This window comes from Micromonospora sp. NPDC049204, from assembly GCF_040647935.1.
Lineage (GTDB): Bacteria > Actinomycetota > Actinomycetes > Mycobacteriales > Micromonosporaceae > Micromonospora.
The window spans coordinates 347,299-369,789 of sequence record NZ_JBEZDC010000001.1 but is presented as its reverse complement, the minus strand read 5'-3'; the positions used below and the strand labels follow the sequence as shown (position 1 = coordinate 369,789).

Genomic DNA, 22,491 nt, shown 5'->3' with positions numbered 1-22,491 from the left:
GGTGGTGGGTGGCAGGTGGGCGTCCGGCTCAGGCCGGGATCAGGCTGGCCATCTTGTCGGCGGACTTGAGCCCCGAGCCGGTGAGTACGACGACGGTCGTCTGATCGGGAGTGATGGTGCTGTTGGAGATGAAGTGGTCGAGTGCGGCGACCGCGACGGCGCTGGTCGGCTCGGCGTACAGCCCGCGGGCGGCCAGGGCGCGGACCGCGGCGTGGATTTGCTCCTCTGGAACGGCGACACCCGCGCCGCCGCAGCGACGTAGCGCCTCGACGGCCTCGGGGAGCCGTACCGGGGTGGCGATGGAGGCACCCTCGGCGATGGTAGGCACGCGCTCGCCGCGCCCGGCCCGGTCGACACCGTTGAGGGTGTCGGCGATGGTGGACCAGTGCTCGGGCTGCCCGACGAGCAGCCGGGGTAGTCGGTCGATCTGTCCCGCGGCGAGCAACTCGGAGAAGGCGATGTCACAGCCGAGGATCTGGCTGCCGGCTCCGGCGACGAGCACCACGTTGTCCGGGGCGGTGAAGCCGAGGCTCTCCCAGATCTCGTACGCGATCGTCTTGGTGCCCTGGAGGAACATCGGGTGCCAGTTGTGGCTGGCGTACGGGATCTGCTCCGCCTGTCGGACGGCCTCCGTGCCGACCTCGTCGCGGGTGCCACCAACAAGCTCGATCTCCGCGCCGAAGGCACGTGCTTGCAGGATCTTCGGTGCGCTCGTCGCCGCCGGTGCGATGATCTTGGCACGTAGGCCGGCCGCGGCGGCGTAGGCGGCGACCGCGGCACCGCCATTGCCGGAGCTGTCCTCGAGCACGCGGTCAGCACCCTGTGAGCGCAGGTGCGACACCATCACCGACACGCCGCGGTCCTTGAACGACGACGTGGGGTTGAACCACTCCAGCTTGAAGTGCACCCGGTGCTCGCCCCAGCCCAGCGCGACCATCGGTGTGAGGCCCTCGCCGAGGCTCACGCGGTAGTCAGGGTCGACGGGCAGGACGGAACGGTAGCGCCACAGCGACCACTCGCCCTGGTCGATCTGCTCCGGCATCAACCCGGACAGGGGTGACAGCATGAGAGGGCTGTCGTCGTCGCCGCGCCAGCGCCGGTCATGGAGCGGGTAGCTGTTGCCGCTCCTGTCCAGCAGCAGCGGTTCGCTGTAGTTCCCCATCACGTCCTCCGTGCACAGCGGTGCGGCGTTCCATCAAACCAGGCACGTCCGTCATTGGCTGCCCCAATGTCCTGATCCGGGTCGGCCTGCTCCTGATCAGGGAACCACTGCAACCACAAATCTCGGCCCTCCAGCGCCGTCGCGGTGCCAGCGGGCAACCGTCGACGGGGCGGGCTGAGGGTTGCGATATCCTGCAGGCGCCCACCCCGGCGTCGACCACAGTCGCGTCCGTCGGCTATCGATGGTCCATGGGGCGCCCCAGATCCAGGGAGATACCGATGCCGGAGCCTGAGCCCGCTCACGACGACCACGAGGCGGATGCCGAAACCACGGCCGAGGCCGACCAGCCTGCCGCTCCCGCGAATCGGGCTGCCCGACGCGCGAAGGGCAAGGTCGCCTCACCCCAACCGCATGGAAAGGGTCAGCACTTCGGCGGCCGGGGCTCGGTCCAGAGCCCGCGCCAGTGGGGTAACCGGCGAAGCGGCTGACCGTCGGCCTGTTTGGCCTGCCGGCGCCGGCCGGCTCTGCCGCGGCGCGCTGCCAGCGCGGGAGCGCGCGTGGTGGCGCGGCCGGAGCGCTGGGGGTATCTGCACCTAATGTAGGACTTCTTCGCATAAGACCGGTTAACGCGAGTCCTGCTCCACTACGTTCATGTCGGGAGCGACACCCGATTTGTCGCTGTCTGCGCGGATTGTTACGTGCGGAGACATGGTGTAGGGAGAAGGGCTAGGTAGCTCGATGTCCAACCATCGACACCCGAACGTCAGCGAGGTAGCGGCAGATCAACCACCTCCCGCCAGGAGGCGGCGGGCACGGTGGCTCGTCGCCGGAGTGGCCGGGGTGGCTGGGCTGGCCGCCGTCAGCGCGCCGACAGGGGTGACCGGAGCGCTCGGAGCGAGCGGCAGCAGCCTGGTGAACGCCGGGGAGCAGGTCCTCGCCGGCAGCACCAGCCGGCTGACCGGCGACGACAACAAAGGGCAGGACCGGGGCGGCACGGACCACAAGGACGACGACCACCGGGGCGGCGAGGGCGACCACGTCACGGACGTGCCGTGTGGCGCCAACGAGCTGATCGCGGCGCTCGTCCGCGCGAACGCCGGCAACGGGGCGACCCTCAAGCTCGCCGGGAAGTGCACGTACACGCTCAACGCGTCCGCACCTCAACCACCCGTGCCCCACGGTCCCATCGGCCTGCCGATCATCACTCAGCGGGTCGCGATCGACGGGAACGGCGCCACCATCGTCCGCGCGGCCAACGCCGCACCGTTCCGGATCCTCGAGGTGGGCGCCGGCGGCGACCTCCAGCTCCGCGACGTGACCATCAAGGGTGGCCAGGACACGAGCGGGATCGGCGGCGGTGGGGGTGGAATCCGGATCGACATCGGCGGCCGGGCCACCATCGAGAACACCGACGTGGTCTTCAACCGGACCAACGGCTCGGGCGGCGGCATCGCCAACTACGGCGATACCAGGATCCTCGGCCGCAGCGACCATGGCGAGGGCAAGGACCGCGACGGCAAGGATCGGGACGGCAAGGACCGGGACGGCAAGGACCGCGACAAGCACGGGGACGACGAGAGCAAGATCAGTGACAACGCGGCCCTGTACGACGGTGGGGGCGTCTACAACAACGGCAACCTCACCGTGCGGAACACCAGAATCAGCGACAACAACACGATCGGCGTTGTCACCGTCCTGCCGATCGGTGGCACGGGTGGTGGGCTGTCCAACTCCAGCGTCGCCGTGCTCGACAACGTGCGCGTGCACCACAACACCTCGGGCTTCCGGGGTGGTGGCATCCGCAGCGGAATCAACGCCACCACCACGGCGAGGAACATCGAGGTCAGCGAGAACGCGACAGGCAGCGAAGGCGGCGGAATCTTCAGCGACGGCATCTTCCACCTGGAGCACAGCAAGATCAGCCGGAACAGCGCCGGCCAACGCGGCGGCGGGATCTTCAACCAGATCGGCCGGTTCGTGGTCGAGGACAGCCAGATCAGCGAGAACGCCGCCAGCACGTTCAGCACGATCGAGCACGGCGGCGGCGTCTACGTCGGCAGCGGCATCGTCGTGCTGCGGCACACCCACATCAACCGGAACAAGGCCGTCGGCACGAACTCGCGCGGCGGCGGGATCTACAACAGGGGCACCGTCAACCTCACCGAGTCCACGGTGACGGAGAACGTCTCGGCCCTGACGCCGGGCGGGGTCTTCAACGAGGGCGGTCAGGTCACCGTGGATGAGAAGTCGGTCATCAGCGCGAACCGGCCCACCAACTGCACGCCCAGCGCGCCGCCCGTCCCCAACTGCTTCGGCTGATCATCTGGCCGCTCGGCTCGTCGAGGGCAACAGCACCGACAGCGGTACGGGGCATCCGGTCCCGTCCGGGTTCGATCACCTGATCGGGTCCGTGGCGGGACCGGATGCGTGTGCTGTTCCGGTGGTTGGGGAGCCGGGGCCGACAGCACGTGGCGACGTGAGGTGTCGTCGGAGTCGTCGATCACACGGACGGTAGCGCCTCGATCGCTGATCGTGTCACCATCTGGTGGCAGGGGTGGACCGCCTGACGGTCGGAGGTTCCATTGGCAGGCATGCGGCGGATCAACCAGTCACAGAACAACGACCGTTCCCTGATCCTCTTCCGGGCCATCGCGGTGGCACACCGCTACACGCAACGCGCCCAGGCGGTCAGTCTGTTGATGTCACTGGCCGTCGCGAGTCTCGGCGTGGTGGCGAAGGTGGCGCTACCCCCGCTGCAACCCGCTGTCTCGATCATCGGTGCGCTCTGGGCCGGCGTGTACGCGGTCGTACTGGCTCCCCTGATCGGTCGGCACCTGCACGTCAGCGCGACGTTGCAGGAGATGCTGGACACCGACCTGTTCGACCTGCCGTGGAACGCGGTCCTGGTCGGTGAGCGGCTGTCCGAGGACGAGTTGAGCCGTCTCAGCCGGCGCTTCCGCGGCGACGAGACGCGGTTGCGGGACTACTACCTCGTCGCGACCGTCGCCGCTCCGTACGACGTGCTCTTCTGTCTGGAGCAGAACCTGGCGTGGGGCTCGCGGGTCCGGCGACGCTTCGCTGCCGTGCTGCTCGGTGTCGTCGCGGTCTGGTGTGTCGTGGGTGTGACCGTGGGCCTCACGACCGAGAGCACGGTCGGTAGCCTGGTCGGCGTCTGGTTCGTGCCATCGCTGGGTCTGCTGCTGTCCTGTTCGGACATGGCCCGCGCGCAGATCCTGACCACCCGCGACCGCACCCGGGTCCTCGGCCTGGTGCGCGCGGTCACCGAGGAACCGTCGGACGTGATCGCGGACGACCAGGCGTTCGCCGTGTTCGCCCGGCAGGTGCAGGATGTGCTGTTCGTCGCCCGCCGGCAGCAGCCGCGGATGCCGCAGTGGTTCTTCCACCTCTTCCACGACGACGATCTGACCGACTTCCGCTACAAGATGCAGGTGCTCGAACAGCGGGTTGGCGCTCCTTCCTAGCGTCACCCCTGGTCCGTGGCACCGGCTCGGCTGCTGCTGAGGTGTGAGCTGGGTAACTGTCGTTCATGGGGGGCCGGGCCGTCTCGTCTCTGTTGACAGGTTCAAGTGGACGGAGACGTCATGAAGATCTTCCTCGCCGGCGCGTCCGGCGCGATCGGCCGCCAACTGGTCACCCAACTCGTCGCACACGGTCACGAGGTCGTCGGGACGACCCGCTCGGCCGCGAAACTCGACGCCCTGCGGACACTGGGCGCCGATCCGGTCGTCGTCGACGCGCTGGACCCCGGTTCGGTGGCGGATGCGGTGGCGAAGGCCGAGCCGGAGGTCGTCGTCCATCAGCTGACGGCGTTGAGTGGGCCGCCGGACTTTCGACACGCCAAGCGGATGGCCGCCGCCACCGATCGGCTGCGCACCGTGGGCACCGACCACCTCCTCGCCGCCGCGCGCGCCATCGGGGTACGCGCGTTCGTGGCGCAGAGCAACGCCTCGTGGATGGAACGCACCGGCGGGCCGGTGGTCGACGAGAACGGCCGGATCGAGCCCCGCCCGCCGGCCGACGCCGAGGAGAGCGTGGCGGCGCTACGCCACCTGGAGACCGCCGTCACCACCATCACCTGGGCCGAGGGGATCGTGCTTCGCTACGGTGGCTTCTACGGCCCGGGGACCGGTGTGGAACTCGCGCCGGACGCCCGCATGGCCAGCCTGATCCGCCGCCGGAAGGTCCCGGTCGTCGGCGGCGGCACCGGGGTGGTGTCGCTCGTGCACATCGTCGACGCCGCGACGGCCACGGTCGCGGCCGTCGAACGCGGCCGGCGCGGGATCTACCACGTCGCCGACGACGATCCGGCGCCGGTGGGTCAGTGGTTGCCGGAACTGGCCCGCGTGCTCGGCGCGAAGCCGCCGCGCCGCCTTCCGGCGTGGCTGGTGCGCGCGGTGGCCGGCGCGGCTCCGGTGGATCTGATGACGCGGGCCCGAGGCATCTCCAGCGAGAAGGCCAAACGGGAGCTGGGGTGGACGCCTCGGTATCCGAGCTGGCGCAACGGTTTCGTCGAAGGGCTGGGCTGAGCGGTGTCGTCCGCTGATCTCTACGGCGAGCTGCGTCCGCGGGCGTTCGCCATCGCGTACCAGATGCTCGGCAGTGTGAGCGAGGCCGAGGACGTGGTGCAGGAGGCGTTCCTGCGGATGCACCAGACGCTGGGCCGCAACGAGCAGCTCACCTCGCCGCGCGCGTACGTCGCCACGCTCGTCACCCGGTTGTCCATCGACCACTTCCGCTCGGCGCGGGCGCGGCGGGAACGGTATGTCGGGGAGTGGCTGCCGGAGCCGGTGGTCACCGACGCCTCACCCGCCGACCAGGCGGAGACCGCGGACGCACTGTCGCTGGCGTTCCTCGTACTCCTGGAGACCCTGTCGCCCCGGCAGCGGGCCGCCTTCCTGCTGCGGGAGGTGTTCGACTATCCGTACGTCGAGGTCGCCGGCATCCTCGGCACCGACGTCGACAGTACCCGGCACCTGGTGGCGAAGGCCCGTGTCCGCCTCCAGGAGCGTCGGCCTCGCTACCACGCCTCGCGGCGGCAGCGCGACGAGTTGGCTCGGCGGTTCGTCGCCGCCACCGAACAGGGTGACCTGCCGGCGCTGGAGGCGCTGCTGGCACAGGACGTGGTGCTGCACGGCGACGGGGGCGGGAAGGTTCCCGCGCTGGCGTCGCCGATCAACGGCCGGCAGCGGGTGGCACGGCATCTGGCGACCGCGATGTCCGTGGTGGCGCCGCACGGCGGGGTACGGATGCGGATCGCCGAGGTCAACGGCCGGCCCGGTGCGCTGATCTTCGACTCTCGGGACCGGCTCTTCGGCGTGGTGGGCCTCGACATCGCCGACGGTGCGATCCAGGCGATCCACTCCATCGTCAACCCCGACAAGTTGCGTCATCTCGACCCGGTCAGCGACCTCGGTGCGCGGATCCGCGCCGGCCGCCGTCAGCACTCCTGAACCGGGGCGCCCGGTGTCACCCGGGCGCCCCTCGGCGACTGTCAGTACGGGTATCCGGGGATGTTGAGCCGCACACTGTAGAGGCCGGAGTCGTTGCGCTGGCCGGAGGTGATGTAGAGGGTCTGCCGGTCGGGACCGCCGAAGGCGACGTTCGTGGTGCCGGAGTTGCCGGCCCGGATCGTGCCGAGCTGGGTGCCGGTGGGGGAGTAGACGTGGACCTGACCATCGAAACCCGACGTCCAGTACACGTTGCCGGCACAGTCGATCGTCCCGCCGTCCGGACCGCCGATGTAGTTCACGAAGACGCTGCGGGCGCCGGTGCTGCCGTCGGCAGCGACCGCGTACTTGTAGATCTTGTTCTCGGAGTACGCGCCCACGTAGAGCGCCGTCCCGTCGGGTGAGAGCGAGATGCCGTTGGGCTGGCGCAGCCGGTCGTCGACGAGCGACACCTGACCGCCGGAGACGCGGAAGACGCTTGTGCGACCGTTCATCTGGTCGGCGCGGTTGCCGCGCTGGAAGTTGGGATCGGTGAAGTAGGCGACGCCGTCCGACCGGACCGCGACGTCGTTGGGTGAGTTGAACGCCCGGCCCTGGTAGTTCGCCGCGACGGTGCTGCGGGAGGAGTCGCTCAGCCGGTAGGCGGACACGTTTCGCTGGTCGTGGGTGGCCGCGATGATCTGCTGGGAGTCGGCGCTGAGTGCCAGGCCGTTGCTGCCGGCGTTGGCGATGAACGTGTCGAAGGTCGCCGGCGGGGTGAACCGGCGGATCGTGGACGGCTGCACATTGTATTGACCCGTGCCGGCGGCCATGTCGGACATCAGCAGGTAGCCGCCGTCGGCGACCCAGACCGGCCCTTCGAGGAACGAGAACCCACCCTGGATCTTCGTGGCCGACAGGGAGCTCGCCGGCAGCGGTGATCCGTATCCGACCCCCGTCGGGCAGACCCCGGACGGTGCGCCGGGCGGGCCGGCGAGCGCGGCGTGAGCGCCGACCGGAGCGGCGTCCACGGCTGTCGAAGGTGTGGCGGCGGCGCCGGTGGCGAACGGCGCGGAGCCGACCGCGAGGCACAGTCCGGCGAGTGCGGCAATGGTGGGACGCCAGGTCATCTAATGCTCCAATCGGCGTCGGCCGTTTGCGTGGACCGGCGGTAGGCGGTGTGCGAGGACGCGGGGGACCAGCACGTTGCGGGTGCGGGCAGTCGATGTGTCACCCGGCAGCCTAGGTGACGATCGAGTGTGTCGCATCTGTTTCGCGGCGGTTAATTTGCCCGCTATTACAAAGATGCTGGTCAATGCATAAACGATGGGCGGAATATTCGCCCGGTCGTACCGCGCTGGTCCCGGACTCTGGATCGTTTCAACGACCCGGGTCCATGGGTACGCTCCCACCCGCTGAACCCTCGATCAACGGAGACCTATCGTGATCATGGCATTGCTGCTCGACCTCGCCAACATCGTCGGCGGCTTCCTGCTCGCCGTCGCCGTGCTGCGGCTGCTGCCGCGGGTCGGCGACGACCTGGGACGCCTCGCCGGTCGGGCCGCCCCGATCGCCTGGGTGGTCGGCGTCGTGGCGCTCGTGACCGGCGGCTACTACCTCATCGTCCACCTGGTGTCCGGACCCCGGGTGTTCCACTTCGAGGTGGTGGGGATCGGCGTCGGGCTCGCCCTGCTGTGGGAGCGGCTGACCGGCCGGCCGGCGCCACGTGGCGAGCAGCCGGCCGGAGCGACCGGGGTCCGCCTCCTGCTCGCGATCTTCGGTCTCATCGCGATCGTCGTCGGCATCCAGGGGCTCTTCACCCCGGACGGCTGACCCGGCCACCCGCGCCCGACGCGGCCGTGCGGTGGATTCGGCCGGTCCGTCGCTCGTACCGTGTCCCGGTCAGGAGCGGGACACGAGGCCGGATTCCCAGGCCCAGGCGGCGATGCGGACGCGCGTGACGCTTCCGAGCTTCAGGGAGATGTGGGCGACGTGGGTCTTGACGGTGCCCGGCGAGACGTGGAGTTCCGCGCCGATCTCGTCGTTGCTCAGCCCGCGAGCCACGAGCGTGGCGACGTCCCGTTCGCGGGCGGTCAGGGGCGGGTCCGCCTGGAGGGCTTCGCGATCGGTTCTGAGCCGTTCCAGCAAGCGGACGGTGACTTCGGGGCTGATCAGGGCATTGCCCGCCAGCGCGGCTCGGACGGCCTCGACGAGCAGCCCGGGCGCCGAGACCTTCAGCAGGAAACCGCTCGCCCCGTCCCGCAACGCCCGGCCGATGTAGTCATCCTCGTCGAAGGTGGTCACGACGATCACCTTCGTCCCCAGCGCGGGGGTGGTCGTTACGCGTCGGACGAGTTCGAGGCCGTCCATGCCGGGCATCCTGATGTCCGCCAGCAGCACCGCGGGGCGCAGGCGGCAGACCAGGTCCCAGGCCACGTTGCCGTTGCCGGCCTCGCCGACGACGGTCAGGTCGGGCTGCGCCGACAGCACCATGCGAAAACCGTGCCGGACCATGTCGTGGTCGTCGGCGATCACCACTGTGGTCATGACGTCGCCTTCCCGATACCCAGCCGCAGGCGCGTCAGCGTGGGCATCGACTCAGTGTAGGGGGAGGGTGACGCGTACCTGCCACGATCCCTGCTCGCGACCGGCACGCATGGTGCCGTCGAGCGCGTCCACCCGGGCCCGGAGGGAGGCCAGGCCGGTGCCCTGACCCTCCGCCCGTGGCGGCGTCGCTCCGGCCGTCAGTTCGTTCGCGACCACGAGGTCCAGGTGTCCCTCCCGTTGGGTCACCGACACCCGCACCGCGACGGCGGTGCGGGCATGCCGGGCGACGTTCGTGAGGGCCTCGACGATCACCCGGTACGCCGTGGCCTGGACCGCGGCGGAGATGTCGCCGTGTCCCGCCACCGCCATGGTCAGCTCGACCCGGATCGGGTGGGCGTCGACGAGGTCGGGTACGTCGGCGAGGCCGTACTGGTGGGTCGGGTGTCCGTCGTCCCGCATCAGCCGGATGCTGCGGTCGAGACGCCGCAGCGCCCGGGCGGCGGCCTGCTCGACCTGCGCGACGAGCGCTCCCGGGTCGCTCGCGCCGACCACCCGAGCCGACTGGGCCAGGACCGCGATGCCGGCGATGTCGTGCGCGACGTAGTCGTGCAGATCCGCGGCGAGCTGGCGGCGTTGCTCGGACCGCGCCTGCTCCACAACGGTCGCCCGCAGCTCGTCGAGGCCGCGGAGGTAGCGACCGAGCAGCGCTCCGGCCAGCACCGTGGAGGCACCCAGGGCACCCAGGAACAACTGCTCGCCGACGGCGGCGTCGGGCAGGAGTCGGAACCCGACCGCCGACCCGGGCAGCAGCAGGAGCACCCCGGTCAGCCGGCCGGCCCGGCCGGCGCCGCGGCTCAGCGCGACCGCGAGGGTGGTCAGCGCGCCGACGTCGATCGTGGTCCACAGCAGGAGCTTGCTGGAGTCGCTGCCGTCGTCGACGAAGTCGTAGCCGAGCCACCGCCACGCCCAGAGGCTCCCGCCCAGCGAGACGACGGCCGCCAGAGCGGCGAGCGGCACCCGGGGCAGTCGGGGCGCCCAGATCGCCAGTGTCGCGGCGAGGACCGACACCCAGGCGGTCAGCCGCAGCGGGGTCGGCTGGCCGTACCAGGGCGCCAGGACGGTGACGATCCCGGCGGCCAGCGCGGCGAGCCGCTTCACGCCGGTCAGCATCTCACGACGAGACCAGATCAACTGTCACGCCCGATTCCACGACGATCGTGCCGGCCTGCGCCCCGTTGACCCGGTGGTCGAAGAAGCTGACCAGCGCGCGGCGGACAGTGCGGTAGGCCAACGCGTGCACCTCCCCGACGTCCCGCCACACGACTGGTTCGACGCGGGGGTAGCGCTCCGCGATCTGTGCCAACATCACCCCGTCGTCGGTGAGCGACCGCGGAGACGCGCCGGGGATGGTGACCCTCGCCCGCCAGCCGGAGCGTGGGAGGTCGCGGTGCGTGCCGATGGGCGAACCTCCGATGATGAGCAGGGGCACCATGCCGGTGTCGGTGACGTCGGCGGTGCCGGTCAGGTCCGCGACGGCGGAGACTCCGGGCAGCCCGGCGAGGTGCGCTCGTTGTCTGGCGTCCGAGCCGGTCCACCCGAAGAGGCCGACCCGCCGCAGGTCCATCACGCGGCTCACCGGCCGGTCCAGGCTGGAGAGTCTCCTCGTGACGTACTCGAGGTCGGCGATCCTGGTGGTGTCGGCGTCGAGACGCCCGACGGTGGCGACGGCGTCGGTGGGTTCGATCACCCGCCGGGTGGGATAGAGGTCGACCACCGGCGCGTCGAACGGGTGGTCGACGGTGACGACCACGTATCCGCGGCTCGCCAGTTCCTCGGCGATGCCGGTGTACGCCGACCGCATCACCCCGGGTGGTGGCGAGCCGACCAGGACGGGGAACGAGCCGGTGGCCGGCGGCGCCCACTCGTGGGAATGGGTGCGGAACATCCAGTTGACCTCGTCCGGTAGGAGTCCCAGGCGTCGCTCTTCGCCGGGCGCCCAGCCACCCGCTGCCCTCCCCGGATCCGTCGTGCCGGCACGAGTCTCGCATGACCCGCGTGGATCGGGTGCCCTCGTCGAACCGGCCACTGTCACGGGGCTCAGCCGGCGTCGCCCGTCGTCGCCTCTCCGGCGGCTGGTCGCGGGGAGGGCCGGCGGAACGGGTCGTCCCGGTTTGGCACCGCCTGCTGGCCCCGATCGGTCGATCGCGCCGCGGGCTGCGACGGCATCCGTGGCGACTCGCCGGTCTCGGTGACCAGGCGCTCGGTCTCCTGCACCAGATAGTGCGGCCGGCGCTTCGTCTCGTAGTAGATCCGGCCGATGTATTCCCCGATCACCCCCAGGATGGTCATCTGGATGCCGCCGAGCCCGATCACGCTGACGATGATGGTGGTGTACCCGGGAACGTCGATGCCCTTTTCGATGGCGTCCGCGACCACCCAGGCCATGTAGACGAGTGCGATGAGGGTGAGGAACATGCCGCCGTAGATCGCCAGGCGCAGGGGCCGGTTGTTGAACGACAGCAGGCCGTCGAACGCGTAGTTGAACAGCTTGCCGAACGTCCACCTGCTCTGCCCCGTCTGCCGGGTCTCGTTGCGGTGGGCCACCACCACCGTGCGGAAGCCGATCCAGGAGAACAGTCCCTTGGAGAACCTGTTGTATTCCGGCATCGCCAGGATCGCGTCCACGGCCAGGCGGGACAGCAGCCGGAAGTCGCCCGCCCCGTCCTGCAGGCGCACGTCGATCCACCAGTTGATCACACGGTAGAAGGACCGCGAGGCGACCATGCGGACGAACCGGTCACCCCGCCGGTCCCGGCGGGCGATCACCTGGTCGAAGCCCTGCCGGTAGAGAGCCACCATCTCGGGCAGCAGCCGTGGCGGGTGTTGCAGGTCGGCGTCCATGATGACGACCGCGTCGCCGGTGGCCCGTTGCAGGCCGGCGAGCATCGCCGCCTCCTTGCCGAAGTTGCGGCTCAGCGACGTGTAGCAGACCGCCGGGTCGGCGGCGGCGAGCCGGCGCAACGCCTCGAGGGTGCCGTCCTCGCTGCCGTCGTCGACGTACACCACCTCGACGTCCAGGTCCGACAGCTCGGCGAGCGTGGCCGTGACGGTCTCGTGCAACCGCTCCACCGACGATTCCTCGTTGAAGCAGGGCACCACGATGGACAACCGCACCCTGCTCACCCCGCCCGGCCGGTGATCGGGCATCCGCCGTCCGGGCTCGCGGCGCCTTCCCGATCAGAGGCGGTAGAGCAGCGTGCCATCGAGATCCTCCCGAGTGATGCCCAGCCCGTCGATGGGCCGGGCCGCGATGCCGTCCCACGGCGTCCCCGCCGTGCGGTCCGGCACGGCCACCACCGACCGCACGCCGATCCCGCGCAGGTACGCCACACTGCCGGCGTCGGGGAACGATGCCACCGCGACCCGGGTCTGCGCCTGGCTGACCGGCTCGAACCCGGCCAGCCCGTTGGTCACCCGCGGGAACCCGTCGGTCGTCCACAACATGTACGTCAGATCGCCCACGCCGCCCGCGGGCAGCACCAGGATCGGGTCCTGCGCGGCCCGCATCGCGGCCGGTGGCGCCGTCACCGTCGGGTGGGGTGTCCGGTTGACGCCCTCCAGGGTGACCAGGGCCAGCGGCACCAGCAGGACCACCGGCATGAGCGCCCGCGTCCAGCGGCGGGCCGAGGGCTGGTCCGACGATGCCGAGGTCTGACCCGATGATTCGGCCAGTGCCGTCACCGCTCCGGCGGCGAGCAGCGCCAGCAACAGGCTGGTCCAGTGCATCATCCGGCCCGGGGTGCGCAGGGCGTCCCAGCCCGGCAGGGCGGTGGACAGGGTCAGGTAGCCAGGGTCTCCGTCACCGCCGAGGGTCGAGCCCAGGCCCAACAGCACCGTGCCGAGCACGCCGAGGCCCAGCGCGACCCGGTGCCGCGCCCGGTACGTCGAGATGAACAGTCCCGCCGCGGCCAGCGCGATGAGCGTGATCCCCGGCAGCAGCGCCATCTCCGGCGGCCAGGACAGCTGTTCGCGTGCGGCGGCGTGCCGCTCACCCCACAACCACGAGTCACCCGGTGCGGTCACGAACCCGATGAGGGGAGGGGAGAACATCTTCGTCCACTCCAGCCCCCGCTCGGCCTGCGGGTTGAGGTCGACGACGCGCAGGTAGACCAGACCGAGCAGCACCGTCACCGCGCCGAACACGGCACCGCCGCCCAGATCCGCGAACAGCAACCGCCGACCGAACGGCGGGCGCTCCCGTTTGCGCCACCAGGACCAGCCGTAACAGCCGGCTGCCACCAGCACCGCGGCCAGCAGGAAGTAGACAAGCGGTAGCCCGATGCCGAAACCGAGCGTGACCTGCCAGGCGGCGACGAGCCACCCGGCCAACGCCCAGCCGGGCCGCCGTCGCTCCGGCCGGTAACCGTGGCGCAGCGACCAGCCGTGTCCACGGGCCAGCATCGCCAGGCACAGCGCGATGCCCCCGCTGGACAGGATGTTGAGGTGACCGGCGTGCGCCAACCGCCAGGGCGCGAACGCCCACGCGATCCCGGCGACCGCCCCGCCCCACCGGTTCGCGCCGAGCTGCCGCGCCAGCACGTACGCCCCGAAGGCCGCGAGCGCGTGCAGCAGCACGTAGAGCACGTTGTACCGGATCACGGCCGCCTCGAAGCCGGAGCCGAGCATCCCGATCGGGGCGTACCCGAGCAGGGTGTCGCTGTAGGCGTACGTGTATTTCTCCGGGAAGAACGTGTTCGAGTCCCAGAGGTTGGCCGGACTGTTCAGGAGAGCGTGGCCCGACCAGGCGACCTGCCACGCCTGCAACGTCGGGTCGCCGAGGTCGTTGGGGATCGTGCTCGCCGGGTGTCGCATCGTCGGCCAGGTCAGCACGACCGACAGCAGCAGACTGCCCAGTGCTGCGAGGGTCCATTCGTGACGCGCCCAGCGCCACCGGCCCCGCCCGTCCGGTGTCCGGTCGTCGTCGGCGATCTGGTCCGGGCTCGCGTCTTCGGCGGTTCGCTGAGCGGCGGTGGAGCGGGTATTCACGGAATAGATCCTCTCCGATGACCTGGGCATTGTCCAACATGTGTCCGAAGCATGGTTCCACGGGGTGGCGTGGCCCGCCCATCGTTACCAACGCAATCGTGGCGGCGCACGACGCGATCGGGCCGGCCGGCCGGGCGGTCGCCGGCTCATTCCGCACGGCGGTCCGGCGAGGGCTGGCGGGCCGCTCACGATTGCCCTAATCTACTAGGCACCTAGTAGATTGAGGTGGTGAGGTGATCGAGTTTCACCTGGACCTGCGATCCGGGGTCGCGCCGTACATGCAGCTCATCCAGCAGGTACGGCACGCGCTCCGGCTCGGTGTCCTGAACGAGGGCGACAAGCTGCCCACCATCAAGGAGGTGGTGGCCCGGGTCGCGATCAACCCGAACACGGTGTCCAAGGCGTACCGCGAGCTGGAGTACGAGGGCCTGGTCATGGCCCGGCCAGGGCTGGGCACGTTCGTCACCCGCACGCTGGGCGGCGACTCGCTGAGCAAGCACGAACCGCTGCGGCAGGACCTGACGCGCTGGCTGACCGAGGCTCGGGAGGCGGGCCTGGACGACGAGAGCATCGAGGCGCTCTTCCTGAGCAGTTTTCGGGCGTTTTCGGAGGCCCGAGCATGACTAACGCGCTGAGCGCGGACGGTCTGACCAAACGGTACGGACGGCGTACCGCTCTCCGGGACTGCACCCTGGACATCCCGGCTGGCCACGTCGTGGGCCTGGTCGGGCCGAACGGCGCCGGTAAGTCCACGCTGTTGCAGTTGGCCTGCGGGCTGCTCGATCCGACCGCGGGGCGGATCGAGGTGCTCGGTGCGCGGCCGGTCAGCGGGTCGCCGCGGGTCGGGTTCGTCGCGCAGGACACCCCGGTCTATCCCAGCCTGACCGTCGCGGACCACCTGCTGATGGGCGCGCACCTCAACCCGTCCTGGGACGCTGCGCTCGCCGAGCAACGAATCGCCCAGGTCGGCCTGGACCCGGCGCAGAAGGCCGGCAAGCTCTCCGGCGGCCAGCGCGCCCAACTGGCACTGACCGTCGCCGCGGCGAAGCGGCCCAGTCTCCTGTTGCTCGACGAGCCGGTGGCGGCACTCGACCCGCTCGCCCGGCGCCACTTCCTGCAGGGGCTGATGGAACTGACCGCCGAGCAGAGCATGAGCATCGTCATGTCCTCGCACCTGGTCGCCGACCTGGAGCGGGTCTGCGACTACCTGATCGTGCTTGTCGAATCTCGGGTACGGGTGGCCGGCGACGTGGACGACCTGCTCGCCACCCACCACCGCCTGGTCGGCCAGCGGCGCGACACCACCGACCTGGGCGTCGGGCGGGCCCTGGTGGAGCAGAGTCACACGGACGTGCAGTCGACCCTGGTGGTACGCAGCACCGCGCCGATCGACGACCCGTCCTGGCAGGTCGACCGGCTCGACCTGGAGGACATCGTGCTGGCGTACATGAGCGGAGCCGCCGGCAACGGGCCGGACCGGATGCTGGAGGGACAGCGATGATCTGGATGACCTGGCGGCAGTTCCGGATCCCGGCCCTGGCCACCGGCGCCCTGTTGGTGGTGGTCCTGGGCGGCCTGGCGCTGACCTGGTCGGAGGTGACGGAACTGGCCTCGCAGACCGGATACACCGGCTGCCAGGGCGATGCCTGCCGCGCCGCGGGCGAAGCCTTCCTCCAGGCACTGCAACCGGGGTGGGCGAGCGAGTTCCACATCGCAGCCATCGCAGTCCTGTATCTGCTGCCCGCCCTCGTGGGCATCTTCTGGGGGGCGCCGCTGGTGGCCCGGGAGTTGGAGTCCGGCACGTACCGGATGGTCTTCAGCCAGTCCGTCAGTCGTGGCCGATGGCTGCTGGTGAAGCTGGCGGTGGGCGGCGGTGCCGCCGCGCTCGGCGCGGGCCTGCTCAGCCTGATGCTGAGCAGATGGGCGCAGCCGATCGACGGAGCCACGGCGGACCGGATGAACCCGTTGGTGTTCGCGGCCCGAGGAATCGTGCCGGTCGGCTATGCGGCGCTGGCGTTCCTGGTGGGTGTCACGACCGGGCTGCTGCTGCGGCGGACCGTCGCCGCGATGGCGGTGACCCTACTGGTCATCGTCAGCCTCCAGATCGCCGCGCCGTTCGTGGTGCGCCCCTGGCTGGCCCAGCCGAGCACCACGGTCACCCCGCTGCGGGTGGACGGGGAGTACGGATTGTCGCTGAGCCCCGACAGCGGGGAGATGAGGATCCAACTCGAGCCCGACCGCAGAGGCGACTGGGTCCTGTCGAGCACCACGATCACCGCGACCGGAGCGGAGTTCCGAGGTCCGGCGGACATGACCCAGTGCGGCCCGTTGGCCCCCCGGGACCGCGAGACGTGCCCGAGGTGGCTGGAGAAGCAGAACCTCAGACAGGAGGTGGTCTACGTGCCCGGCTCGAGGTTCTGGATCCTGCAATGGCGCGAGTTCGGCGTGCTGTTCGCGCTGACCGCCGCACTGTCGCTGTTCTCCCTCTGGTGGATCAGGCGCCGGCTGGTCTGACCGGCTTCAACCTATCCCTGGCAGGATGTGGTTGCGGCGAGGCGAGGTCGCAATACTTCGAGTCATGAACGCGAGAGGACAGCTCGGCGACTTCCTCCAGGCCCGACGCTCCCAGTTGAGCCCGGAGGACGCCGGCGTGGTGACGTACGGCGACCGGCGCCGCGTCCAAGGGTTGCGCCGGGAGGAACTGGCCCTCCTGGCCGGTGTCAGCGCCTCGTACTATTCGCGCCTGGAGCAGGGGCAGGCCGTCAACGCCTCACCCGAGGTCCTCGAGGCGCTCGCCCGGGCACTGCGACTCGACGAGGCGGAACGTCGCCACCTGAGCGAACTCGCGGCCGGGACCCGTCGCCGGTCCGCCGTGCGGCGTCCGCCGCCGGAGCGGGTGAGCCCTGCGGTACGCCAACTCGTCGCGACGCTCGGTGACGTACCCGTGCTGGTGCTCGGTCGTCGTGCCGACGTGCTGGCCTGGACCATCGGGGGCCATGCCCTCTTCGCCGGTCACCTGGACCACCGGATCCCCGAGCGGCCGAGCCAGCGCCCGAACATGGCACGGCTGGTGTTCCTGGACGCGCACACCCGCGACCTGTACGTGGACTGGCCCGCCAAGGCCCGCGTGGTGGTGGCGACGCTGCGGATGGTCTCCGGGCAGCACCCGAACGATCCGTTGCTGGCCGCGCTGGTGGGGGAGTTGACGGTGCGGAGCCCGGAGTTCGGCACCATGTGGGCTGACCACCGGGTCAAGGCCGGCGGCGGCAGCCGGTACGAGATGCGCCACCCGCTGGTCGGCGCGATGACCGTGACCCAGCAGGCCCTGCAGACCGAGGACGGTCAGACGGTCGTCGTCGCCACCACGGAACCCGGCTCGGCGTCGCACGCCGCGATGACGCTGCTCGTGCACGGCGCCGTCACCTCCCGCGCCGGCACGCGCCAGCAGCCGGTCATGCGCGACTAGCGCCCCTTCTTCCACCGCGCGAAACGAGGTGCTCCGAAAGGAGCGCCGGACCCTTCGCGCCCACGACAGCCGAATCAATTCGGCTATTTCGAAAGGAACAGAAATGCGCAAGAGAATGATGACCCTCGCAGTAGCTCTCGCGGCGGCCGGGGTCGGCGTCGTGACGGTCGCACCGTCGGGCGTCGCCCAGGCGGGGACCGCACGGCTGACCGCCGTCGAACTGGCGGCGCCGTCGACCGCGCCGCTGCCCTCGCGGATCGCGGTCCACTTCGATCTGGCGAACGGGCAGATGCCGGAGAACATCGCGCTGGGTCCGGACGGCACGGCGTACGTCACCTTCGCGGCCGCAAGACAGGTCGCCGCCGTCAGCCCGTCCGGTGCGACGCGGATCCTGGCGACCCTGCCCGCACCGGCCGACGGCGGCGTGAACACGCCGGTGCTCGCGTTCGCGTTGACCACCGGCATCGTCCGGATGAGCGACGGCACTCTCTACTTCCTCTACGCCAGCGGTGACGCCGCCACCACCGGCCTGTACCGGCTGCGCCCCGGCCGGGCACCGCAGCGCATCGCCGCCCTGCCGGCTGCCGGACTGCCCAACGGCCTGGCGTACGACGCGGTGACGCGCAGGTTCTACCTCACCGACTCGGTGCTCGGCACGATCTCGACAGTCCCCCTGGAAGGTGGCCGTGCCGAGACCTGGTCCTCGGCACCCGAACTCGCCTCGACGGGTTTCCTCGGTGCCAACGGCCTCAAGGTACGCCCCGACGCGATCTGGGTGACGAATCTCGACCAGGGAACGTTGCTGCGCATCCCGCTGCGGCACGGCCGTCCCGGACCCGTCCGGGTGGTGGCGACCGGCCTGGTCGGCATCGACGACTTCGCCTTCGTGGGCGCCGGCGACCACCAGGTCGTCGCCGCCCTCAACGGGCCGAACACGCTGGTGAGCATCGACGCCGCCGGCCGTTCGCGAACGCTGGTGAGCGGTGCCGACGGGTTGCAGAACCCGACCTCGGTGGCCGTCCGTGGCCGCACCCTCTACGTGCTCAGTGCCGCGTACACCACCGGCGTCGACCCCAACCTGGCGCTGGTCACCCTGCCGTCGTGCTGATCCGTCAGCCCTACTGATCATCGGGGTGCCCGCCACCGTCACGCGACGGTGGCGGGCGCTCGGCTTTCGTCATCGGGTCGGGTTGGTCGCGGGGCGCCAGGCCAGCCAGCCGCGGCAGAGCACGTAGGCCGCGGCGACCACGGCAACCAGCCCGATGTCGATGATGGCCGAGAGGCGTGCCTCCGGGACGTCGCCGATCGCCAGGCCGAACACCACGAGGGCGGTCTTGCCGGCGAGCACGATCTCCCAGACGCCGGCCGACTGGCGTGGCCGGAACGCGAGCAGGGCGAAGAGCCCGGCGAAGATGGCGAAGCTGGAGACTCGCCAGCCCTCGATGAACAGGCGGTCGTCGGGGGCGTCGAGGGTCAGCAGGAGCCCGTTGACGAACGCCACGACGGTGGCGAGGGCGGCGACGGCCGCGAGCCCACGACCGATGCGATCGGCGGGGCGGGCGAGGGCGGTGTGGTCGGTGCGGAGCGCGGTCGCGGTCGTCATGAGAATTCCCATCTCTGCGGTACGGATTTGAACTTACATCCGTTAACTTACACGCTCACCTAACAACTGTAAAGTTTTGAGCCGTGCCCTGGCGGGATGTCCATGGCTGTGGCGGCCCGCCACCGCCCACGGGCGGTTGGTCCGCCACTCGGCGCGACCCGTGCGTAGGCGGTGACGGAGGTCGGCCATACGCTGACATCGGTAGAAGGACGTGACGCTCCGCACCTCACCGGGCGGCGCGACCCGCTCCGTCACGACTCTCAGGGCTGGGTAAGGCATGCGCGTCATTCCGGGTAGGACCCCGAAGTACATGGTCATCCGCGACGACCTGATCAAGCGGATCGGCAGGGGCGAGTTCGCTCCCGGCGACGCGCTGCCCGGCCAGCGACACCTGAGCGAGGAGTACGGCGTCAGCCTCATGACGTTGCGGCAGGCTCTGGACGAGCTCTGTGACCGGGGACTGGTGGAGCAGTTTCCGGGCAAGGGCACCTACGTCCGGGCGATGCCGGTCCCGTACTCGATGGGCAATCTGCGTAGCCTCGCCGACGACCTGCGCGCGCGCGGCATCGAGGTGCTGACCCGGGTGCTCGGCCGCAAGACCGTCGCGGTGCCCGACGATGTCGCCAAGCGGTTGGGCATTCCCACGGGCGACGAGGTGCTCCGGCTGGAGCGGATCCGGGTCGTCCGGGGCGCTCCACTGATTCATCAGGTGTCCTACCTCCCGCAGCCGTTCGGTGGTCTGCTCCGGGACGTCGACTTCGAGAAGAACGAGCTGTACGCCGTGCTCGCCGAGCGGGCGGGCGCGGTGGCCGTGCAGGCCGAGGAGACGATCTCACCGGTGCTGATGCCCGAGCGCATCGGCCACCTGCTCGGACTACCCGAAGGCGTTCCGGCGATGCGGAGCGAGCGGATCACTCGCGACGCCGACCGACGCCCGCTGGTTGTCGACGTCGCGATCCTCGCGGGAAACAGCGTGGTGATCATGAATATTCGCGAGGTCAGCGGCCATCAGGTCAGTTACGCGGTCGGCGACGGCACCGGGCTGTCCGGAATCGGCAGCGCACCGCAGGGCTGACGGGAGGGGTGGCGGACCATCCCGCGCGCCCACCGAAACTGTTCTAGAACTATTTTCCAGCAGATCTAGAACAGCGACCGGTTTCCCTGCTATACAGACCTTGTCGTTCTAGAACTGTGAGGTGATGTCGTGGACCAACTCCTGCGCTCCGCACGCCCAGCCGCTCAGGTCGACCCCCGTCGGCCCTCGGCGCTCGGCAGGTTCGGTGACTACGGTGGACGCTTCGTGCCGGAGTCACTCGTTCCGGCCTGTGTCGAGGTCGAGCGGGCCTTCGCCGAGGCCTGGACGGACCCGCTGTTCCGGGGCGAACTCAACCACCTGCTCTCCGTCTACGTCGGCCGGCCGACGCCACTGACGCCCGCGGTGCGACTCTCCGCGGAGTTGGGCGTCAACCTGTTGCTCAAGCGGGAGGACCTCACCCACACCGGATCCCACAAGATCAATAATGTGTTGGGTCAGGCGCTGCTGGCCCGGCGGATGGGTAAGCGGCGACTGATCGCCGAGACCGGCGCGGGCCAGCACGGCGTGGCCACCGCCACCGCCGGTGCCCTGTTCGGCATGCCGACCACAGTCCTGATGGGCGCGAAGGACATCGAACGGCAGCAGCTCAACGTCTTCCGGATGAAGATGCTGGGTGCCGAGGTGGTGCCGGTGACCTCCGGCAGCCGAACCCTCAAGGACTCCTGCAGTGAGGCGCTGCGCCACTGGGTCACCTCCGTCGACGACACCTACTACTGCTTCGGCTCGGTGCTGGGTCCGCACCCGTACCCCTGGATGGTCCGCCAGTTCCAGCGGGTGATCGGCGACGAGGCCCGCGCGCAGTGCGCGGCCGACCTCGTCGCGGGCACCCCCGACTACGTCGTGGCCTGCGTCGGTGGCGGGTCCAACGCCGCCGGCACGTTCGCCGGCTTCATCGACACGCCGGCCCGGCTGGTCGGTGTCGAGGCGGCAGGTGGCGCCGCGATCAGCGCCGGCACCCCCGGCGTGTTGCACGGCTTCCGCTCCCTGGTGCTCCAGGACCAGCACGGGCAGATCAGCGAGGCCCACTCGATCGCCGCCGGTCTGGACTACCCGGGCGTGGGACCGGAGCACGCGTACCTGGCCGATTCGGGCCGGGCCACCTATGTGACCGTGGACGACGCCGAGGTGCTCGCCGCCACCCACCGGCTGGCCCGCACGGAGGGCATCCTCTGCGCGCTGGAATCCGCCCACGCGGTCGCGTGGGTGATCCGTGCCGTCGGTGACGGCACGGTCCCCCCGGGTTCGACGGTGATGCTCACGCTCTCCGGGCGGGGCGACAAGGACATGGCCACCCTGATGGAGCTGTCGTGAACGCACTGGAGACCCGTACCCGCGCCGCCAAGGCGGCCGGCCGCAAGCTGCTCGTGCCGTACGTGACCGGCGGCGTCACCGGGAACTGGACCGACCTGTTGCGGGCCGCCGTGGACGCGGGCGCCGACGCCATCGAGATCGGCCTCCCGTTCTCCGACCCCATCCTGGACGGACCGGTCGTGCAGGAGTCGTCGCACCGGGCGCTGCTGCGGGGCGTCACCACCCGGCAGATCCTCGACGAGGTCACCCGGCTCACACTGCCCGTGCCGCTGATCGCGTTCACCTACGCCAACCTGGTCCTGCACGCCGGAGCCGACCGCTTCTGCGCCGCGCTCGCCGATGCCGGAGTGGACGGTCTGATCGTGCCGGACCTGCCGGTCGACGAGATCGAGCCGGTTGCCACCGCGGCGGCGGGCAACAGGGTCGACCTCGCGCTGCTCGCCTCCCCGGCGACCACGCCGCAGCGCCTGCACGAGATCGCCACGCGCAGCCGGGGCTTCGTCTACGCGGTCAGTGTCATGGCGACCACGGGCGAGCAGTCGACGGTGGGCGCGGCCGGCGAGCGGTTGGTGACGTCGCTGCGACAGGTCACGGATCTGCCCGTGGTCCTCGGCTTCGGGATCTCCGGTCCGCAGCAGGCGGCCCAGGCCGGTGGTTACGCCGACGGTGTCGCGGTGGGCTCGGCCCTGATGCGTCGGGTGCTGGACGGGGCCTCGGCGGTGCAATTCGGTGACTTCCTGACGCAGCTCCGGACGGCGCTGGACGAGACCGGCGGCCGGTGACGGCCCGCCCCCCAGGCGGTGCGAACGACTC

At 70.3% G+C, this 22,491-nt stretch carries 21 protein-coding genes; 13 read left to right on the top strand and 8 right to left on the bottom strand.

Features of this window, described 5'->3' with window-relative positions; genetic code table 11:
• Positions 1 to 28: 28 nt before the first annotated feature.
• Positions 29 to 1,162 carry a pyridoxal-phosphate dependent enzyme gene (locus AB0A90_RS01750; RefSeq protein WP_357239955.1) on the bottom strand — a complete coding sequence of 378 codons (1,134 nt, stop codon included), beginning with the start codon at positions 1,160 to 1,162 and terminating at the stop codon, positions 29 to 31.
• 738 nt (positions 1,163 to 1,900) lie between these two features.
• Here AB0A90_RS01750 and AB0A90_RS01745 point away from each other — a divergent pair.
• The 4 genes from AB0A90_RS01745 to sigJ all read left to right on the top strand — a co-directional run bounded on the left by AB0A90_RS01745 (position 1,901) and on the right by sigJ (position 6,633).
• Positions 1,901 to 3,481: a right-handed parallel beta-helix repeat-containing protein gene (locus AB0A90_RS01745; protein WP_357239952.1), complete on the top strand. Its 1,581-nt coding sequence runs from the start codon at positions 1,901 to 1,903 to the stop codon at positions 3,479 to 3,481.
• A gap of 272 nt (positions 3,482 to 3,753) precedes the next feature.
• Positions 3,754 to 4,644: an S-4TM family putative pore-forming effector gene (locus AB0A90_RS01740; RefSeq protein ID WP_357239949.1), complete on the top strand. Its 891-nt coding sequence runs from the start codon at positions 3,754 to 3,756 to the stop codon at positions 4,642 to 4,644.
• 120 nt (positions 4,645 to 4,764) lie between these two features.
• Complete coding sequence (locus AB0A90_RS01735; protein ID WP_357239946.1) at positions 4,765 to 5,709, top strand: NAD(P)-dependent oxidoreductase; 945 nt, start codon at positions 4,765 to 4,767, stop codon at positions 5,707 to 5,709.
• A gap of 3 nt (positions 5,710 to 5,712) precedes the next feature.
• Entirely contained in the window at positions 5,713 to 6,633 is a 921-nt protein-coding gene (sigJ, locus tag AB0A90_RS01730; RefSeq protein WP_357239944.1) for an RNA polymerase sigma factor SigJ, read from the top strand.
• A gap of 41 nt (positions 6,634 to 6,674) precedes the next feature.
• Here sigJ and AB0A90_RS01725 read toward each other — a convergent pair whose 3' ends face one another.
• Positions 6,675 to 7,739, bottom strand: coding sequence for an SMP-30/gluconolactonase/LRE family protein (locus AB0A90_RS01725; protein WP_357239941.1), 1,065 nt, complete (start codon positions 7,737 to 7,739; stop codon positions 6,675 to 6,677).
• Between the two features lie 319 nt (positions 7,740 to 8,058).
• On the opposite strand from AB0A90_RS01725, the gene AB0A90_RS01720 reads away from it, so the two are divergent.
• Entirely contained in the window at positions 8,059 to 8,442 is a 384-nt protein-coding gene (locus AB0A90_RS01720) for a hypothetical protein (protein WP_357240667.1), read from the top strand.
• A gap of 69 nt (positions 8,443 to 8,511) precedes the next feature.
• Here AB0A90_RS01720 and AB0A90_RS01715 read toward each other — a convergent pair whose 3' ends face one another.
• The 5 genes from AB0A90_RS01715 to AB0A90_RS01695 all read right to left on the bottom strand — a co-directional run bounded on the left by AB0A90_RS01715 (position 8,512) and on the right by AB0A90_RS01695 (position 14,145).
• Positions 8,512 to 9,156, bottom strand: coding sequence for a response regulator transcription factor (locus AB0A90_RS01715; protein ID WP_357239938.1), 645 nt, complete (start codon positions 9,154 to 9,156; stop codon positions 8,512 to 8,514).
• Between the two features lie 51 nt (positions 9,157 to 9,207).
• Positions 9,208 to 10,326 (bottom strand): histidine kinase, encoded by a 1,119-nt coding sequence (locus AB0A90_RS01710; RefSeq protein WP_357239935.1) that lies wholly within the window; start codon positions 10,324 to 10,326, stop codon positions 9,208 to 9,210.
• Position 10,327: 1 nt separating this feature from the next.
• Positions 10,328 to 11,101 (bottom strand): hypothetical protein, encoded by a 774-nt coding sequence (locus tag AB0A90_RS01705; RefSeq protein WP_357239932.1) that lies wholly within the window; start codon positions 11,099 to 11,101, stop codon positions 10,328 to 10,330.
• Between the two features lie 152 nt (positions 11,102 to 11,253).
• Positions 11,254 to 12,339 carry a glycosyltransferase family 2 protein gene (locus AB0A90_RS01700; RefSeq protein ID WP_357240664.1) on the bottom strand — a complete coding sequence of 362 codons (1,086 nt, stop codon included), beginning with the start codon at positions 12,337 to 12,339 and terminating at the stop codon, positions 11,254 to 11,256.
• A gap of 54 nt (positions 12,340 to 12,393) precedes the next feature.
• Entirely contained in the window at positions 12,394 to 14,145 is a 1,752-nt protein-coding gene (locus tag AB0A90_RS01695) for a hypothetical protein (RefSeq protein ID WP_357240661.1), read from the bottom strand.
• Between the two features lie 290 nt (positions 14,146 to 14,435).
• Between AB0A90_RS01695 and AB0A90_RS01690 the strand changes: the two genes are divergently transcribed.
• The 5 genes from AB0A90_RS01690 to AB0A90_RS01670 all read left to right on the top strand — a co-directional run bounded on the left by AB0A90_RS01690 (position 14,436) and on the right by AB0A90_RS01670 (position 18,776).
• Positions 14,436 to 14,825, top strand: coding sequence for a GntR family transcriptional regulator (locus tag AB0A90_RS01690; RefSeq protein WP_357239929.1), 390 nt, complete (start codon positions 14,436 to 14,438; stop codon positions 14,823 to 14,825).
• Positions 14,822 to 15,703, top strand: a complete 882-nt coding sequence (locus AB0A90_RS01685; RefSeq protein WP_357239926.1) for an ABC transporter ATP-binding protein — start codon at positions 14,822 to 14,824, stop codon at positions 15,701 to 15,703. Before AB0A90_RS01690 ends, AB0A90_RS01685 begins: the two co-directional genes overlap by 4 nt.
• On the top strand, positions 15,700 to 16,716 hold the full coding sequence (locus AB0A90_RS01680) for an ABC transporter permease subunit (RefSeq protein WP_357239924.1): 1,017 nt from the start codon (positions 15,700 to 15,702) through the stop codon (positions 16,714 to 16,716). The genes AB0A90_RS01685 and AB0A90_RS01680 overlap by 4 nt, the downstream gene beginning before the upstream one ends.
• Positions 16,717 to 16,780: 64 nt before the next feature.
• A complete protein-coding gene (locus tag AB0A90_RS01675) occupies positions 16,781 to 17,668 on the top strand; it encodes a helix-turn-helix transcriptional regulator (protein ID WP_357239921.1) in 888 nt (295 codons plus the stop codon).
• A gap of 103 nt (positions 17,669 to 17,771) precedes the next feature.
• Entirely contained in the window at positions 17,772 to 18,776 is a 1,005-nt protein-coding gene (locus AB0A90_RS01670) for a hypothetical protein (protein ID WP_357239920.1), read from the top strand.
• Positions 18,777 to 18,845: 69 nt separating this feature from the next.
• Here the strand turns inward: AB0A90_RS01670 and AB0A90_RS01665 are convergent, their stop codons facing one another.
• On the bottom strand, positions 18,846 to 19,271 hold the full coding sequence (locus AB0A90_RS01665) for a hypothetical protein (protein WP_357239917.1): 426 nt from the start codon (positions 19,269 to 19,271) through the stop codon (positions 18,846 to 18,848).
• Between the two features lie 277 nt (positions 19,272 to 19,548).
• On the opposite strand from AB0A90_RS01665, the gene AB0A90_RS01660 reads away from it, so the two are divergent.
• The 3 genes from AB0A90_RS01660 (at position 19,549) to trpA (ending at position 22,460) form a co-directional block, all read left to right on the top strand.
• Positions 19,549 to 20,346, top strand: coding sequence for a GntR family transcriptional regulator (locus AB0A90_RS01660; RefSeq protein ID WP_357239914.1), 798 nt, complete (start codon positions 19,549 to 19,551; stop codon positions 20,344 to 20,346).
• Between the two features lie 141 nt (positions 20,347 to 20,487).
• Positions 20,488 to 21,678 (top strand): tryptophan synthase subunit beta, encoded by a 1,191-nt coding sequence (trpB, locus tag AB0A90_RS01655; RefSeq protein ID WP_357240659.1) that lies wholly within the window; start codon positions 20,488 to 20,490, stop codon positions 21,676 to 21,678.
• Positions 21,675 to 22,460, top strand: a complete 786-nt coding sequence (gene trpA, locus AB0A90_RS01650) for a tryptophan synthase subunit alpha (protein ID WP_357239912.1) — start codon at positions 21,675 to 21,677, stop codon at positions 22,458 to 22,460. Before trpB ends, trpA begins: the two co-directional genes overlap by 4 nt.
• Positions 22,461 to 22,491: the final 31 nt, after the last annotated feature.

What these genes read in the sequence shown, in the direction of transcription:
- AB0A90_RS01675 (WP_357239921.1), top strand. Translation starts at nt 16,781, where the DNA reads ATGAACGCGAGAGGACAGCTCGGCGACTTCCTCCAGGCCCGACGCTCC.
- AB0A90_RS01715 (WP_357239938.1), bottom strand. Translation starts at nt 9,156, where the DNA reads ATGACCACAGTGGTGATCGCCGACGACCACGACATGGTCCGGCACGGT.
- AB0A90_RS01670 (WP_357239920.1), top strand. Translation starts at nt 17,772, where the DNA reads ATGCGCAAGAGAATGATGACCCTCGCAGTAGCTCTCGCGGCGGCCGGG.
- AB0A90_RS01720 (WP_357240667.1), top strand. Translation starts at nt 8,059, where the DNA reads ATGGCATTGCTGCTCGACCTCGCCAACATCGTCGGCGGCTTCCTGCTC.
- AB0A90_RS01685 (WP_357239926.1), top strand. Translation starts at nt 14,822, where the DNA reads ATGACTAACGCGCTGAGCGCGGACGGTCTGACCAAACGGTACGGACGG.
- AB0A90_RS01665 (WP_357239917.1), bottom strand. Translation starts at nt 19,271, where the DNA reads ATGACGACCGCGACCGCGCTCCGCACCGACCACACCGCCCTCGCCCGC.
- AB0A90_RS01660 (WP_357239914.1), top strand. Translation starts at nt 19,549, where the DNA reads ATGCGCGTCATTCCGGGTAGGACCCCGAAGTACATGGTCATCCGCGAC.
- AB0A90_RS01745 (WP_357239952.1), top strand. Translation starts at nt 1,901, where the DNA reads ATGTCCAACCATCGACACCCGAACGTCAGCGAGGTAGCGGCAGATCAA.
- AB0A90_RS01725 (WP_357239941.1), bottom strand. Translation starts at nt 7,739, where the DNA reads ATGACCTGGCGTCCCACCATTGCCGCACTCGCCGGACTGTGCCTCGCG.
- AB0A90_RS01710 (WP_357239935.1), bottom strand. Translation starts at nt 10,326, where the DNA reads ATGCTGACCGGCGTGAAGCGGCTCGCCGCGCTGGCCGCCGGGATCGTC.
- AB0A90_RS01740 (WP_357239949.1), top strand. Translation starts at nt 3,754, where the DNA reads ATGCGGCGGATCAACCAGTCACAGAACAACGACCGTTCCCTGATCCTC.
- AB0A90_RS01750 (WP_357239955.1), bottom strand. Translation starts at nt 1,162, where the DNA reads ATGGGGAACTACAGCGAACCGCTGCTGCTGGACAGGAGCGGCAACAGC.
- AB0A90_RS01705 (WP_357239932.1), bottom strand. Translation starts at nt 11,101, where the DNA reads ATGTTCCGCACCCATTCCCACGAGTGGGCGCCGCCGGCCACCGGCTCG.
- AB0A90_RS01735 (WP_357239946.1), top strand. Translation starts at nt 4,765, where the DNA reads ATGAAGATCTTCCTCGCCGGCGCGTCCGGCGCGATCGGCCGCCAACTG.
- AB0A90_RS01680 (WP_357239924.1), top strand. Translation starts at nt 15,700, where the DNA reads ATGATCTGGATGACCTGGCGGCAGTTCCGGATCCCGGCCCTGGCCACC.